This window comes from Kitasatospora sp. NPDC001119, from assembly GCF_053598475.1.
This window is the reverse complement of record NZ_JBSFKI010000011.1, coordinates 38,961-54,376: the sequence shown is the minus strand read 5'-3', so window position 1 is coordinate 54,376 and position 15,416 is coordinate 38,961. Positions and strand designations below refer to the sequence as shown.

Annotated in this window: 10 protein-coding genes; 4 read left to right on the top strand and 6 right to left on the bottom strand. The window is 73.1% G+C overall.

The window, feature by feature from the left end; genetic code table 11:
* Positions 1-51 precede the first annotated feature (51 nt).
* The gene (locus ACWDD9_RS15865; RefSeq protein WP_049651232.1) at positions 52-1,245 is read right to left on the bottom strand and encodes a glycine C-acetyltransferase; all 1,194 of its coding nucleotides are present in this window, start codon (positions 1,243-1,245) and stop codon (positions 52-54) included.
* 84 nt (positions 1,246-1,329) lie between these two features.
* Positions 1,330-2,358: an L-threonine 3-dehydrogenase gene (gene tdh, locus ACWDD9_RS15860; protein ID WP_049651233.1), complete on the bottom strand. Its 1,029-nt coding sequence runs from the start codon at positions 2,356-2,358 to the stop codon at positions 1,330-1,332.
* Positions 2,359-2,891: 533 nt separating this feature from the next.
* On the opposite strand from tdh, the gene ACWDD9_RS15855 reads away from it, so the two are divergent.
* The gene (locus ACWDD9_RS15855; protein WP_449811838.1) at positions 2,892-4,367 is read left to right on the top strand and encodes a serine hydrolase domain-containing protein; all 1,476 of its coding nucleotides are present in this window, start codon (positions 2,892-2,894) and stop codon (positions 4,365-4,367) included.
* Between the two features lie 79 nt (positions 4,368-4,446).
* Here the strand turns inward: ACWDD9_RS15855 and ACWDD9_RS15850 are convergent, their stop codons facing one another.
* A complete protein-coding gene (locus tag ACWDD9_RS15850; protein ID WP_449811837.1) occupies positions 4,447-5,508 on the bottom strand; it encodes an ATP-dependent DNA ligase in 1,062 nt (353 codons plus the stop codon).
* Positions 5,509-5,574: 66 nt separating this feature from the next.
* Between ACWDD9_RS15850 and ligD the strand changes: the two genes are divergently transcribed.
* The gene (gene ligD, locus ACWDD9_RS15845) at positions 5,575-6,582 is read left to right on the top strand and encodes a non-homologous end-joining DNA ligase (RefSeq protein ID WP_449811836.1); all 1,008 of its coding nucleotides are present in this window, start codon (positions 5,575-5,577) and stop codon (positions 6,580-6,582) included.
* Between the two features lie 23 nt (positions 6,583-6,605).
* On the opposite strand, the gene ACWDD9_RS15840 is transcribed toward ligD, so the two are convergent.
* The gene (locus ACWDD9_RS15840; RefSeq protein ID WP_449811835.1) at positions 6,606-7,811 is read right to left on the bottom strand and encodes an 8-amino-7-oxononanoate synthase; all 1,206 of its coding nucleotides are present in this window, start codon (positions 7,809-7,811) and stop codon (positions 6,606-6,608) included.
* 155 nt (positions 7,812-7,966) lie between these two features.
* Complete coding sequence (locus tag ACWDD9_RS15835; RefSeq protein WP_449811834.1) at positions 7,967-9,922, bottom strand: PIG-L family deacetylase; 1,956 nt, start codon at positions 9,920-9,922, stop codon at positions 7,967-7,969.
* A gap of 482 nt (positions 9,923-10,404) precedes the next feature.
* Between ACWDD9_RS15835 and ACWDD9_RS15830 the strand changes: the two genes are divergently transcribed.
* The gene (locus tag ACWDD9_RS15830; protein WP_369808340.1) at positions 10,405-12,897 is read left to right on the top strand and encodes a DEAD/DEAH box helicase; all 2,493 of its coding nucleotides are present in this window, start codon (positions 10,405-10,407) and stop codon (positions 12,895-12,897) included.
* Positions 12,898-13,004: 107 nt separating this feature from the next.
* Here ACWDD9_RS15830 and ACWDD9_RS15825 read toward each other — a convergent pair whose 3' ends face one another.
* Positions 13,005-13,856, bottom strand: coding sequence for a hypothetical protein (locus tag ACWDD9_RS15825; protein WP_143204601.1), 852 nt, complete (start codon positions 13,854-13,856; stop codon positions 13,005-13,007).
* Positions 13,857-14,149: 293 nt separating this feature from the next.
* Between ACWDD9_RS15825 and bioB the strand changes: the two genes are divergently transcribed.
* Positions 14,150-15,394 carry a biotin synthase BioB gene (bioB, locus tag ACWDD9_RS15820; RefSeq protein WP_380780188.1) on the top strand — a complete coding sequence of 415 codons (1,245 nt, stop codon included), beginning with the start codon at positions 14,150-14,152 and terminating at the stop codon, positions 15,392-15,394.
* The last annotated feature ends 22 nt before the right edge of the window (positions 15,395-15,416 follow it).

Sequence of the window (15,416 nt, the reverse complement as noted above, 5' to 3'; positions counted from 1 at the left end):
TGGGCCGGTCCGATTCCGAGCGGTCCGGCCCACGGGCGGCCTGGGTGGAGGTCAGTCCTCCAGGGCGGCGCGCGCGTCCACGAAGGCCGCGACGGCGCGCTCGACGTCCTCGGTGGAGTGCGCCGCGGACAGCTGCACCCGGATCCGGGCCTGGCCGTGCGGCACCACCGGGAAGGAGAAGCCGATCACGTACACGCCGCGCTCCAGCAGCAGCTCGGCGAGCCGGCCCGCCTTGGCCGCGTCGCCGATCATCACCGGGGCGATCGGGTGGTCGCCGGGCAGGATCTCGAACCCGGCCTCGGTCATCTTCGCCCGGAACAACGCGGTGTTGGCCGCCAGCCGCTCGCGCAGCTCGGTGGACTTCTCGACCAGGTCGAGCACCTTGAGCGAGGCGGCCGCGATCACCGGGGCCAGCGAGTTGGAGAACAGGTACGGGCGGGAGCGCTGGCGCAGCAGGGCGACGATCTCCCGGCGGGCGGCGACGTAGCCGCCGGAGGCGCCGCCGAGCGCCTTGCCGAGGGTGCCGGTGATGATGTCCACGCGGTCCGTCACGCCGTGCAGCTCGGGGGTGCCGCGGCCGTTCGGGCCGACGAAGCCGACGGCGTGCGAGTCGTCCACCATGACCATGGCGTCGTAGCGGTCGGCCAGGTCGCAGATCTCGCGCAGCGGGGCGACGTAGCCGTCCATCGAGAACACGCCGTCGGTGACGATCAGGCGGCGGCGCGCGTCCTGGGTGTCCTGGAGCTGCTTCTCCAGGTCGGCCAGGTCGCGGTTGGCGTAGCGGTGGCGGCGGGCCTTGCTGAGCCGGATGCCGTCGATGATGCTGGCGTGGTTCAGCGCGTCGGAGATGACGGCGTCCCGGTCGTCCAGCAGGGTCTCGAAGACACCGCCGTTGGCGTCGAAGCAGGAGGAGTAGAGGATCGTGTCCTCCTGGCCGAGGAACGCCGAGAGGCGGTCCTCCAGCTCCTTGTGGACGTCCTGGGTGCCGCAGATGAAGCGGACCGAGGCCATCCCGTAGCCCCAGCGGTCCAGGGCGTCCTTGGCGGCGGAGAGCACCTCGGGGTGGTCGGCCAGGCCGAGGTAGTTGTTGGCGCAGAAGTTCAGCACCTCGCCGGGCAGGCCGCCGGCGGTCACGGTGACGGCGGCGCTCTGCGGGGTGCCGATCACCCGCTCGGGCTTGAACAGCCCGGCCTCGCGGATCTCGTCCAGGGTGGCGGCGACGTCGGCACGCACATTGTCGAACACTGCGGTCTCCTCAATCAGTTCGGCGGGGCGGTTCGGCGGGTTCGGCGGGTTCGGCGGGGGAGCTTCGGCGGGGCTGAGCCGGGCTCAGGCGGTCCAGTCGAGGATGATCTTGCCGCAGTTGCCGCTCGCGGCGTCGTCGAAGGCGGCCTCGAAGTCGGTGGCGGCGTAGCGGCCGGTGATCACCGGAGCGAGGTCCAGGCCGCCCTCCAGCAGCACGGACATCGCGTACCAGGTCTCGAACATCTCCCGGCCGTAGATGCCCTTGATGGTGATCATCGAGGTGACGATCGAGGCCCAGTCCACCGGGAACTGCTCGGCGGGCAGGCCGAGCATGGCGATCTTCCCGCCGTGGGTCATGTTGGCGATCATCGACTGCATCGCCTCGGGGCGGCCGGACATCTCCAGGCCGACGTCGAAGCCCTCGCGCAGGCCGAGCTTCTGCTGGCCCTCCTCGATGGTGTGCTGCGAGACGTCCAGCGCCAGCGTCACGCCGACCTTGCGGGCCAGGTCGAGGCGGTACGGGGAGACGTCGGTGATCATCACGTTGCGGGCGCCGGCGTGCTTGGCGACGGCGGCGGCCATGATGCCGATCGGGCCGGCGCCGGTGACCAGCACGTCCTCGCCGACCAGCGGGAAGGACAGCGCGGTGTGCACGGCGTTGCCGAACGGGTCGAAGATCGCGGCCACGTCCAGGTCGACCGGCACCCGGTGCACCCACACGTTGGAGGCGGGCAGCGCCACGTACTCGGCGAACGCGCCGTCCCGGTTCACGCCCAGGCCGACGGTGTTGCGGCACAGGTGGCGGCGGCCGGCCTGGCAGTTGCGGCACTTGCCGCAGACCAGGTGGCCCTCGCCGCTGACCAGGTCGCCGACCGCGATGTCCGTGACGCCGGCACCCAGCTCGGCGACCTCGCCGACGAACTCGTGGCCGAGCACCAGCGGGGTCCTGATGGTCTGCTGCGCCCAGCCGTCCCACTTGCGGATGTGCAGGTCGGTGCCGCAGATGCCGGTCCGCAGCACCTTGATCAGCACCTCGCCGGGGCCGATCTCGGGCATGGGGACGTCCATCAGCCAGAGCCCGGGCTCGGCCTGCTGCTTGACGAGTGCCTTCACGGCGGCTCCTGACGTGCGGGTGGGACGGCCTGCGGGTACGGGGGCAGGCCGAGGAGGCCCGGTTCGGCCGCTCCTGGCGGACGCGCTCCGGGCAGGCAGAAATCTGCCTGGTCGGAGGGGGTGCGGTCCATCGAGGAATTCTTAAGGGCGGCCACAGCTGGGCTGAACGATCGTGCCCGAGCGGTGGTCGGCGGCGGGTGCGCGGGCGGGCGCGGCGTGCCGGTGCTCACCCGTCCGGCCGAGCGCGGGCCCGGCGGCGCGACCCCGCGCGGCGGCCGGCCGGCCGACCCGCCCCGGGCCCGTACTCGACCCTCGGAGTGGACGACCACCGGCCGCCAGCCGGGCGGGGCACTCGGCTGACGGTGCTCCCGTTCGGTCCAGTCGGCCGCCGACCCGCGCGCGGCGGTACGAGGCGGGTGCTTACGGTGACGACGTTCCCCCACGGCCCCGTGGAGCAGCGCTCCGGCCCGGCCGAGCCGCGCTCCGGGGCCCTTCGCCACGGGGCCGTCCGCCCCAGAGAGGCGCCTGCGCCGATGACCGACACCCGACGGCCGCGACCGTCCGTTCCCCGCTCCGTTCGCGTCCCCCGCTCCGTCCGGGGGGCCTCCGCCGTACGGGCGGCCTCCGCCGTACGGGTGGCCTCCGCCGCCCTCGCGCTGACCGGCCTGCTCGCCGTCTCCGCCTGCTCCGGGGAGTCGAAGCCCGCACGGCAGGCCGGTCCGGCGGTGACCGCCGAACCGGCCGCGCTCAGCCCCTCCGCCACGCCGGGCGGCAGCCCCTCCGGCGGGGTGGTGCCGCTCACCACGGCCGTCACGACCCAGCTGGACGACGCGATCAAGCAGGTGATGGGCCAGGTCGCCATCCCCGGGGTGATCGTCGACTACGCCACCCCCGACGGCAGTTACCAGCGCGCCTTCGGCGTCGCCGACAAGGACGCGGGGACCCCGATGACCCCCGACCTGTACATGCGGATCGGCAGCGTCACCAAGACCTTCACCACCACCGCCGTCCTGCGGCTGGTGGACCAGGGCAAGCTGGGCCTGGACGACCCGGTCTCCAAGTACGTACCGAACGTGCCCGGCGGAGACGGCATCACCCTGCGCCAGCTCGGCGACATGCGCAGCGGCCTGTTCAACTACACCCTGGACTCCGACTTCCAGCAGGCCTTCTTCAACGACCCGAGCCGCCCCTTCACCCCGGACCAGCTGCTCGCGTACGCGTTCAAGCACCCGGCGAACTTCCAGCCGGACGCCCAGTTCGAGTACTCCAACACCAACCTGATCGTGCTCGGCCTGGTCGTCGAGAAGGTCGGCGGGCAACCGCTCCAGGACTTCCTGAACCAGCAGGTGTTCACCCCCGCCGGGCTCACCAAGACCAGCCTGCCGACCGACGCCGCCTTCCCCGACCCGCACGCCCACGGCTACACCAACCAGACGCTCACCGGCGCGGTCGAGGACGCCACCACCTGGAACCCGTCCTGGGGCTGGGCGGCCGGCGCCGCCATCTCCACCATCGCCGACTTCCGGACCTGGTCGAAGGTGCTGGCCACCGGCGAACCGCTGCTCAAGCCCGCCACCCAGGCGGAGCGGCTGAAGACCAAGGCCACCGGACCGACCCCCGACCTCGGCTACGGCTTCGGGGTGTTCACCACCCACGGGTGGATCGGCCACAACGGCTCACTGCCCGGGTACGAGAGCGTGGTGCTCTACCTGCCGCAGGCGCAGGCCAGCCTGTCCATCATGCTCAACACCGACATCCTGCACGACGGTTCGGAGCCCTCGACGTTCGTGGCACGGGCGATCACCCAGATCGTCTCGCCGAACAACGTCTACACGCTGCCCACCCCGCCCGCCTCGGGCTCGGCCTCCGCGTCCGCGTCTCCCACCGCCTCCCCCACCGCTTCGCCCTCGGTTTCCCCCACGGCCTCCCCGACCGCCTCCCCCACGGCCTCGCCGTCCCCGACGGCCTCGCCCACCGCGGGCGCCACCGCCACGCTGCACATCTCCTGACCCACCCGCTCCGACCGTACGAGAGGCCCGACCCGGCTCACCGGGTCGGGCCTCCGTCACGTCCTCGGATCCCCGGTCCTCAGATCCCCAGCACCCTGCCGAGGTCGTACGAGACCGGCTCCTCCAGCTGCGCGTAGGTGCAGCTCTCCGGCGTGCGGTCCGGGCGCCAGCGGCGGAACTGCGCGGTGTGCCGGAACCGGGTGCCCTCCATGTGGTCGTACGCGACCTCGACCACCCGCTCGGGGCGCAGCGCGATCCAGGAGAGGTCCTTGCCGCCGGTCCAGCGGCTGACCGCGCCGGGCAGCCGGCCCTCGGCGTGCGCGGCCTCGTCCGCCCAGCCGCCCCACGGGTGCCGGGACAGGTCGTCCATCCGCAACGGGGCCAGTTCCTCGGCGAGTTCGCGGCGGCGGGCCATCGGGAAGGCGGCGCAGACGCCGACGTGCTGCAGTCGGCCGCTGTCGTCGAAGATGCCGAGCAGCAGCGAGCCGACCACCGGGCCGCTCTTGTGCTCGCGGTAGCCGGCCACCACGCAGTCGGCGGTGCGCTCGTGCTTGATCTTGTACATGCTCCGCTCCCCCGGCCGGTACGGCTGGTCCAGCGGCTTGGCGACCACCCCGTCCAGCCCGGCGCCCTCGAACTCGGCGAACCAGGTCCGGGCGAGGTCGAGGTCGGTGGCGGCGGGGGCGGTGAACACCGGGTCGGCGGCGTCGGCGAGCGCGGCCTCCAGGGCCGGGCGGCGCACCGACAGCGGCTCGTCCACCAGCGAGTCGTCACCGAGGGCGAGCAGGTCGAAGGCGACGAAGGAGGCCGGGGTCCGCTCGGCGAGCAGCTTCACCCGGCTCGCGGCCGGGTGGATGCGCTCCAGCAGCTCCTCGAAACGCAGCCGGCCGTCCCGGGCGATCACCACCTCGCCGTCCAGCACGCAGCGCGGCGGCAGCTCCCGCCGGAACGCCTCGACCAGCTCGGGGAAGTACCTGGTCAGCGGCTTGCCGGTGCGGCTGCCGAGCTCCACCTCGTCGCCGTCGCGGAACACGATCGAACGGAAGCCGTCCCACTTGGCCTCGTACTGCATCCCGGGCGGGATCTTGGCCACCGACTTGGCGAGCATCGGCGCCACCGGTGGCATCACGGGCAGGTCCATGCGAACGATCCTCGCCCGCTTCGCCCCGGGGCGCGCGCCGGGCGCCCGGCCCTTAGCGTGAAGGGCATGGGCTCAGCCGTGGAACTGGAAGTCGCCGGGCGCACCGTCCGGCTGTCGAACCCGGACAAGGTGTATTACCCCGAGCGCGGCTTCACCAAGCTGGACGTCGCGCAGTACTACCTGGCCGTCGCCGACGGGGTGCTGCGCGGGCTGCGCGACCGGCCGACCACCCTGCAGCGCTTCCCCGACGGGGTGGACGGCGAGTTCTTCTACCAGAAGCGCGCGCCCAAGGGCCTGCCGGAGTGGCTGCCCACCGCCCGGATCGAGTTCCCCAGCGGCCGCTCCGCCGACGAGATCTGCCCCACCGAGCCGGCCGCCGTCCTGTGGGCCGCCAACCTGGGCTGCCTCACCTTCCACCCCTGGCCGGTGCGGCGCTCCGACACCGGCCACGTCGACGAACTGCGCATCGACCTCGACCCGCAGCCCGGCACCGACTTCCACGACGCCGTCCGCGCCGCCCACGAACTGCGCAGCCTGCTGGAGGAGTACGGGCTGCGCGGCTGGCCCAAGTCCTCCGGCGGGCGCGGCCTGCACGTGTACGTGCCGCTGGTGCCCGAGTGGACCTTCACCGACGGGCGGCACGCGGTGATCGCCCTCGGCCGGGTCCTGGAGCAGCGGATGCCCGGGAAGGTCACCACCGCCTGGTGGAAGGAGGAGCGCGGCGAACGGATCTTCGTCGACTACAACCAGATGGCCCGCGACCGCACCATCGCCTCCGCCTACTCCCTGCGCGCCCAGCCCCGCGCCACCGCCTCCGCCCCGCTGCGCTGGGAGGAACTGGACGACGCCGCCCCCGAGGACTTCGACCTGCGCACCGTCCCCGCCCGCTTCGCCGAACTCGGCGACCTCAACGCCGGGATGGACGGCCAGGCCTTCCGCCTGGAGCCCCTGCTGGAGCTGTACGACAAGCAGCTCCACGACGAGGGCCTCGGCGAACTCCCCTACCCGCCCGACCACCCCAAGGCCGCCGGCGAACCCACCCGGGTGCAACCGAGCCGGGCCAAGAAGAAGTAGGACGCTCCGTCCGCTCCGGCGCCTCAGCCCCGCGCACCCACCGGCGCCAGCTCGGCGACGATGCGGACGGCCTCGGCGATCTGCCCGTCCGTCAGGTCGCCCCGGGCGGTCAGGCGCAGGCGGGAGATGCCGTCCGGGACGGACGGCGGGCGGAAGCAGCCGACGGCGAGGCCCGCGCGGCGGCAGTCGGCGGCCCAGGCGACGGCGGCCTCCGGGCCCGGGGCGCGGACAGAGACCACCGCGGCCTGCGGCTCGCAGGCTTGCAGCCCGGCGGCGGTGAGCTGCCGGGCCAGGGTGCGGGCGACCTCGCGGGCGCGCTCGGCGCGGGCCGGCTCGGCGCGCAGCAGGCGCAGCGCGGCGAGGGCGGCCCCGGCGGCGGCCGGGGCGAGGCCGGTGTCGAAGATGAAGGTGCGGGCGGTCTCGGTGAGGTGCCGGATCACCCGGCGCGGGCCGAGGACGACGCCGCCCTGCGAGCCGAGCGACTTGGACAGGGTGGCGGTGGCGACCGTGTCCGGCTGCCCGGCCAGCCCGGCCGCGGCGAGCGCCCCGGTGCCGCCGGGGCCGAGCACGCCCAGCCCGTGCGCGTCGTCCACCAGCAGCGCGGCGCCGTGCGCGCGGACGGCCTGCGACAGCGCGGGCAGCGGGGCCGCGTCGCCGTCCACCGAGAACACCGAGTCGGTGACCACCAGCGCCCGCCGCTGCGCCCGCCCGGCGAGCACCTCGGCCACGGCCGCCGGGTCGCTGTGCGGGGCCCGGTGGACGTCGGCGCGGGAGAGCCGGCAGCCGTCGATGAGGGAGGCGTGGTTGTAGGCGTCGGAGACGATCAGGGTGTCCGGGTCGGTGAGCGCGGTCAGCGCCGCGAGGTTGGCCGTGTACCCGGAGGAGAACACCAGCGCGGCCTCCACCCCGCAGAACTCGGCCAGCTCCTCCTCCAGTTCGCTGTGCAGCGCCGTCGTCCCGGTCACCAGCCGCGACCCCGTCGAGCCCCCGCCCCACCGCAGCGCCGCGTCCGCCGCCGCCCGGGCGACCACCGGATGCCTGGTCAGCCCCAGGTAGTCGTTCCCCGCGAGGTCCAGCACCGCGTCGTCCGCCCCCCGACTGCGCAACGTCCGCGTCAGCCCGGCCTCCGCCCGCATCGCGGCCGTCTCGTCAAGCCAGTCGAAGACGTGCGCGGGGGCAGGAGCGGCGAGGACGGAGGGGCGCGGCTCGGCCGCGAGCGGATGGTTCATGCCCGGCACTCTGGCATGCCGCCGCGCGTCGGGCAATGTGCGGATCGGCACATATCAACGGGCTGATCCTGTCGCGATTTCCTCGGGTGATGTCGCCGGTCATCCGCTCCGGCGGCTGTTCGGGAGTGCTCCCGAACAGCCGCCGGAAGAGGCGGTCAGAGCGGCAGGCTCTGCCAGGGGTCGAAGGTGGTGGGGGTGGTGGCCGTGCGGAGGTGCACCCGGCCGTCGGTGCCGATGGCGAAGAGGTGGAGGACGCCGGTGCCGTCGGTGAGGGCGGCCGGGTGGTCGAGGACGGTGCCGCCGAGGTCCTGCCAGGGGCCGTAGCCGCTGTCGGGGGCGGTCTGGGCGGTGGTGCTGACGCCGCCGGCGGCGTTGCGTTCGAACAGGACGACGCGGCCGGCGAGGGTGGCCGTGGCCGGTTCGCCGACGCCGCCGTGGCCGCCGAGGGGGGCTGGGGTCCGGCTCCACGGTCCGCCGGGCCGGGTCTGGTAGCTGACCAGCACCGCGCCGGTGCCGACCTCGCGGTAGGCGAGTTCGATGCGGCCGTCCTGGTCGAGGGCGGCCTTGGGCGGGCTGGCCGGGCGGGCGTCCGGGATCGGGTCGGGGCCGGTGATGGCGCCGTTCGGGGTGTTCTGGTGCCAGCCGAGGACGGCGGTGCGGGTGGCGGCGAACACCTCGATCGCCCCGGCGCCGTTGCGGATCGCGGTGACCGGGTCCTGGAGGTCGGTGCCGCCGAAGTCCGTCCAGGTGCCCGTCCACACCCCGCCCGGGGTGGTCTGCCGGATGCCGCTGAGGCCGCCGCCGCCGTTCTTGACGAAGAGTTCCAGCCGCCCGTCCAGGGAGTTGGCGACGGCGGGTACGCCGACCTGGTCCTCGTTGCCGAGCCCGGTGTTGGGGTTGCCGTGGTCGGCCCAGCTGTCCCACCAGCGGCCGTTGGGCACGGCCTGCGGCAGGGAGAGGAGGTGGTGGTCGGTGAGGCGGCGGGCGAAGACCTCCAGTCGGCCGTCGGCGTTGGTGCCGACGGCGATGCCGGGGGCGATCCGCCCGCCGGGGTCGGCCATCCGGAGCGGGCCGCCCCAGCTGCCGTCGGCCTGGCGCCAGTAGGTGTGGAGGGCGCCGGCCCGGACGACGAAGACCTGCGGGCGGCCGTCCTGGTTGAGCCCGGCCCAGGAGGTGCCGCGCGACCAGCGGTAGTACATCCGGGAGAACCAGAGGGCGGAGTAGTTCCCGTCGGAGTGGTCGTGGCCGGCGTACTCGGAGAAGTACACGCCCTTGGCGCCGGCTGTCGCCGGGTCGAGGTTCACCGGGGCGTCGCCGATGTTGTAGTCCCGGTAGTTCACCTGGATCAGGTTGCCGCCGTAGAGGCCGGCGGCCTGGCCGGCGAACTTCGCGGCGGCGACGTGGTCGGAGTGGTCACCGGAGTAGCGGCGGTCCGGGAGTTCGTCCTGGGCCCGGAGCACGGTCGGCCGGTACGTCGCCATCAGCTGGCGCAGTACTTCGACGACGTCGGCGGCCGTGTAGGTGGACGGCCCGGACAGCGGGCTGTCCTTCGGGACGACGGTGGTGTCGGTGCCGCCGTTCAGCACGCCGCCGAGCCGGGCGTCGTGCAGGTTGAGGAAGATCAGGTGCACCGGCCGGCCCTTGAGGACGTACCGTTCGACCTGCTTGCCGTCGACCGTCCAGGCCTCGGCCGTCCAGTGCCCGACCTCGTCGGTGGCCGGGTCGGTGTCGCCGACCCCGGTCATCCGGGAGTAGGCGTTGACGGCGCCCATCTGCCGGTTCCAGGTGCGCAGCGGCTCGCCCGCGGTGTCCCAGCAGACGGTGGAGCAGGGGTCGCCGGTCGCGTTCCCCGCAGTGACGAAGACGGTGACGGACGGCGTGCCGTCGGCGAGGGCGTTGGAGAGGTCCGGGTTCATGAAGAGGATGTCGTCGTCCTCGTGCGCGACGATCTGCATGAACAGCGGTCCGGAGCCGGTGGCCGCGGCTCCGGGTACGGCTGCGGCTCCGGGTTCGGCCGCGGCCGCGCGGGTCGCCGTCGCCTTGGTCAGGACGGGTGCGGCGAGGGCGGTGAGCGCGACGGAGGCGAGGAGTTGTCGTCGTCCGATTGCCATGGGATCCCCCAATTCGAGATCGGGACGTGAGCATGCCAGAAGGAGGTTAACCCATCCCCGGGTCCACAATGCCGTGCGCCGCATTCCGTGAACGTGTCGTACTGGAAAGACAGTTGACGCACGCTCAAACGTCTTCGCCCACTTCCTTCCCGGTATCCTCGTTTCCGGACGAACCCGTTCCCCGTCGAGCCGCACACCGCGGCCGACCACGGCGTTTCCCCCGTTCCCGCCGGTTTCCCTCCGCTTTCCCGCCGGTCCGCCGCACGGTTTCCCGCCGGCTTCCCACCGGTTTCCCCCTGGTCCACCGCGCGCTTTACCGCCGGTCCGCCGCGACGCCCCGGAGCGGGACGGACGCCCCGCCGCCGTCCCGCACCGCCTGATCGACGTCCGCGGAATCCCGTCCGGCCCTCCCCTCGCGGCACCGGGCTTTGCCCGGGGTGGCGGCGAGCAGGCAAGATAGCCGGGTGACCCTCCTTGATCTGATGCCGAAGCCCGCCACCCCCGACGCGCTGTACGAGACGTTCGCAGCCTGGTCGGAGGAGCGCGGGATCACGCTGTACCCGGCACAGGAGGAGGCGCTGATCGAGCTGGTGTCGGGGAACAACGTGATCCTCGCGACGCCGACCGGGTCGGGCAAGAGCCTGGTGGCGGCGGGGGCGCACTTCGCCGCGCTGGCGGAGGGGAAGCGGACCTTCTACACCGCGCCGATCAAGGCGCTGGTCTCGGAGAAGTTCTTCGACCTGGTGAAGATGTTCGGCACCGAACAGGTCGGCATGATGACCGGCGACGCGAGCGTGAACCCGACCGCGCCGATCATCTGCTGCACCGCCGAGGTGCTCGCCCAGATCGCGCTGCGCGACGGCACCCGGGCGGACATCGGCCAGGTGGTCATGGACGAGTTCCACTTCTACGCGGAGCCGGACCGCGGCTGGGCCTGGCAGATCCCGCTGCTGGAGCTGCCGCAGGCGCAGTTCCTGCTGATGTCCGCGACGCTCGGCGACGTCCGCCGCTTCGAGGAGGACCTGACCCGCCGCACCGGCCGGCCGACCACGGTGGTGCGCAACGCGACCCGCCCGGTGCCGCTGTTCTACGAGTACCGCCGCACCTCGATGCACGAGACCCTGGAGGAGCTGCTGCAGACCGGCCAGGCGCCGGTCTACGTCGTGCACTTCACCCAGAAGGAGGCGGTGGACCGGGCCCAGTCGCTGATGAGCATCAACATGTGCTCGAAGGCGGAGAAGGAGGCCATCGCCGACCTGATCGGCGGTTTCCGCTTCACCACCAAGTTCGGCCGCAACCTGTCCCGTTACGTGCGCCACGGCATCGGCGTGCACCACGCGGGCATGCTGCCGAAGTACCGCCGGCTGGTCGAACGCCTCGCCCAGGCGGGCCTGTTGAAGGTCATCTGCGGCACCGACACGCTCGGCGTCGGCGTCAATGTGCCGATCCGCACGGTGCTGTTCACCGCCCTGTCCAAGTACGACGGGCAGCGCGTGCGCATCCTGCGCGCCCGCGAGTTCCACCAGATCGCCGGCCGGGCCGGCCGGGCTGGCTTCGACACCGTCGGCCAGGTGGTGGCCCAGGCGCCGGAGCACGTGATCGAGAACGACAAGGCGATCGCCAAGGCCGGGGACGACCCGAAGAAGAAGCGCAAGGTCGTCCGGAAGAAGGCCCCGGAGGGCTTCGTCGGCTGGACCGAGGAGACCTTCGACAAGCTGATCGGCGCCGACCCGGAGCCGCTGGTCTCCCGGTTCAAGGTGAGCCACGCGATGCTGCTGTCGGTGATCGGCCGCCCGGGCAACGCCTTCGAGGCGATGCGCAAGCTGCTGACCGACAACCACGAGGACCGGGCCGCGCAGCGCCGGCACATCCGCACCGCGATCGCCATCTACCGCTCGCTGCTGGAGGGCGGCGTGGTGGAGCGGCTGCCGGAGCCGGACGCCGAGGGCCGGATCGTCCGCCTCACCCTGGACCTCCAGGAGAACTTCGCGCTCAACCAGCCGCTGTCCACCTTCGCGCTGGCCTCCTTCGAACTGCTCGACCCGACCTCGCCCTCGTACGCGATGGACGTCGTCTCCATCGTCGAGGCGACCCTGGACGACCCGCGCCAGATCCTCGCCGCGCAGCAGAACAAGGCGCGCGGCGAGGCCGTCGGCGAGATGAAGCGCGACGGCATCGAGTACGAGGAGCGGATGGAGCGGCTCCAGGAGATCACCTACCCGAAGCCGCTGGAGGAGCTGCTCACCCACGCCTACGAGGTGTACCGCCGGGCGCACCCGTGGATCGGCGACCACCAGCTGCAGCCGAAGTCGGTGGTCCGCGACCTGTACGAGCGGGCGATGACCTTCTCGGACTACGTCGGCTTCTACGAGCTGGCCCGCACCGAGGGCATCGTGCTGCGCTACCTGGCCGGCGCGTACAAGGCGCTGGAGCAGACCGTCCCCGAGGACGTGAAGACCGACGACCTCAAGGACGTCATCGCCTGGCTCGGCGAGCTGGTCCGCCAGGTCGACTCCAGCCTGCTGGACGAGTGGGAGCAGCTGGCCAACCCGACCGAGCCGCAGGCCGCCGAGGTGCGGCTGGACGACAAGCCGGCGCCGGTCACCGCCAACGCCCGCGCCTTCCGCGTCCTGGTGCGCAACGAGATGTTCCGCCGGGTCGAGCTGTGCGCGCTGGAGCACTACGAGGAGCTCGCCGACCTGGACGGCGAGTACGGCTGGGACGCGGACCGCTGGGCGGACGCCATGGACGGGTACTGGGAGGAGTACGACGACCTCGGCACCGGCCCGGACGCGCGCGGCCCGAAGATGCTGCTCATCGAGGAGGAGGACTCCTCCTGGCGGGTCCGGCAGATCTTCGACGACCCGGAGGGCGACCACGACTGGGGCATCAGCGCCGAGGTCGACCTGTACGGCTCGGACGAGGAGGGCCGCGCGGTGCTGCGGGTGACCTCGGTGGACCGGCTCGGCGGCTGAGCCGGCGACGGGGCCCGACCCGGCTGTACGTCGACGCCCCCGGAAGCTTCGGCTTCCGGGGGCGTCGTCACGTCAGAACGGGCCGCTGTCGCGGCCGGGGAGCGCCGTCACATCCAGGCGAACGGCGAGCCCGCCGCGTAGGAGAGCGCCCGGGTGGCCTCGTCCAGGGTCTGCTCGGTGCTGGGCGCCGCGCCGGTGGCCGGCTGGCCGGGCGTGGTCGGCGCCCCGGTGCCGCTCGGGGCGGAGCCCGCCGGGCGGCCGTCGCCGGGCCGCGAGCTGGTGACGGTCACGTAGTGCCCGACCGCCTCGACCCGCGGGTCGCCGCCCTGCTTGGCGCCCGGGGCCTGGACGGGGCCGGTGGTGGTGTCGGCGAGCATGAAGGCGACCGCCCCGGGCTTGGTCCGCAGGGCGTCGGCGGCCCTGGCGGCGGAGGGCTGGTCGGGGAAGCGCAGCAGGGTGACGCTGCTGAGCACCGGGTGGTCCTGGCCGCTGAAGCTGACGGTCAGGTAGCCCTGGCAGCCGGTGTCCTTCAGCGGGTCCTGGCCGCGGTCCTGGAGCACCTCGACGCAGTTCTCGCCCTGCCGGACGCCGTTGCGCCGCGCCTTGAAGGCGCCGACCTCGACCGGCCGCTGGGCGGGGAAGAGGTTGTCGACGTTGAGGGCCTCGGGGTCGGTGCGCGGCGGCGGGGCGCCCACCACGCGCGGCGTCGCGGACGAGTCCTTGGTGGACGGGCCGAGCCCGGGTATGTAGTCGCCGGGCATCGGGCGGGTGATGAGCCATCCGCCGGCCGCGACCACACCGACGACGACGATCCAGCCGGCCGCTCGACGGCCCGTCAGCCGGCGGCCCCGCCTGAGGTCGGTCCCCCCGTCGGTGTCGGCGCCCCCGCCGGTCCGCTGCCCTGCCCGGTCGTCCCGGCCTTCTCCCGGAGTCGGGGTGTGCTCCCCCTGCGTGGTCATGGCGCAGAGTCTAAGCACCCCCGGCGTGGCGTGGATCACGGGGTCGGGGGTTGTGGATCATCGTCCGCCGGAGCCCGCCACCGGCCCGCCGCCGGTCGGCCGCCGGCCGTCCGGCACCCCGCTCGCCATCCCGATCGCTACCGGCCGGTAACCGGAGGTCCGGCCCCGCGTCAAGCTCGTGACCAGCGGCGGAGCCGTGACCTTCGACACTGTGGCAATCGGCACATCCTCACACCGATCTTCTGGCGGGTTTGCTCTGGCGCCGCTCGATCGCCACCAGGCAGGATCGCCCCATGGATCTGCTCGATACCCTCACCGCCAAGGGCCTGCGCGGCGAAGTCCCGACCCGCGAGGAGGCCCTGGCCGTCCTCGCCACCACCGACGACGAGCTGCTCGACGTGGTCGCCGCCGCCGGCAAGGTGCGCCGCCGCTGGTTCGGCCGCCGGGTCAAGCTCAACTACCTGGTGAACCTGAAGAGCGGGCTCTGCCCGGAGGACTGCTCGTACTGCTCGCAGCGGCTCGGGTCCAAGGCCGAGATCCTCAAGTACACCTGGCTCAAGCCGGACCAGGCCGCCGACGCCGCCCGCGCCGGGGTGGCCGGCGGCGCCAAGCGGGTCTGCCTGGTCGCCAGCGGCCGCGGCCCGACGGACCGCGACATCGACCGGGTCACCGACACCATGGCCGCCATCAAGGACGCCGACCCAGAGGTCGAGATCTGCGTCTGCCTCGGCCTGCTCTCCGACAACCAGGCGGAGCGGCTCAAGGCGGCCGGCGCCGACGCCTACAACCACAACCTCAACACCTCCGAGGGCACCTACGGGACCATCACCAAGACCCACACCTACGCGGACCGGGTCGACACGGTGCAGAAGGCGCACGGCGCCGGGCTGTCCGCCTGCTCCGGCCTGATCGCCGGCATGGGCGAGAGCGACGAGGACCTGGTCGACGTCGTCTTCGCGCTGCGCGAGCTGGGCTCGGACTCCGTCCCCGTCAACTTCCTGATCCCGTTCGAGGGCACCCCGCTCGCCAAGGAGTGGAACCTCACCCCGCAGCGCTGCCTGCGCATCCTGGCGATGGTCCGCTTCGTCAACCCCGACACCGAGGTACGGATCGCGGGCGGCCGCGAGGTGCACCTGCGCTCGATGCAGCCGCTCGGCCTGCACATCGCCAACTCCATCTTCCTCGGCGACTACCTGACCAGCGAGGGCCAGGCCGGGCAGACCGACCTCGACATGATCAAGGACGCCGGCTTCGAGGTCGAGGGCGCCGGCGAGGCCACCCTGCCGCGCCACCGCGCGGACGTCGCCGAGGCCGCCCAGGCCGGCCACGCCTCCGGCGGCTGCGGCAGCGCGGCCTCCGCGTGCGGCAGCGGCGGCGGCTGCGGGCCGTGCGGCGGGCACGCCCACGCCCCCTCCTCGTCGGCCGCAGAGGCCGCGGAGACCGCAGAAGCCGCGGAGGCCCCGGACGACGAGCTCCGCAGCGACCTGGTGAAGGTCCGCCGCCGCGGCGCCGGCACCGAACTCGCGCCCAACGCCTGACGCCTGACGCCTGAACCCCACG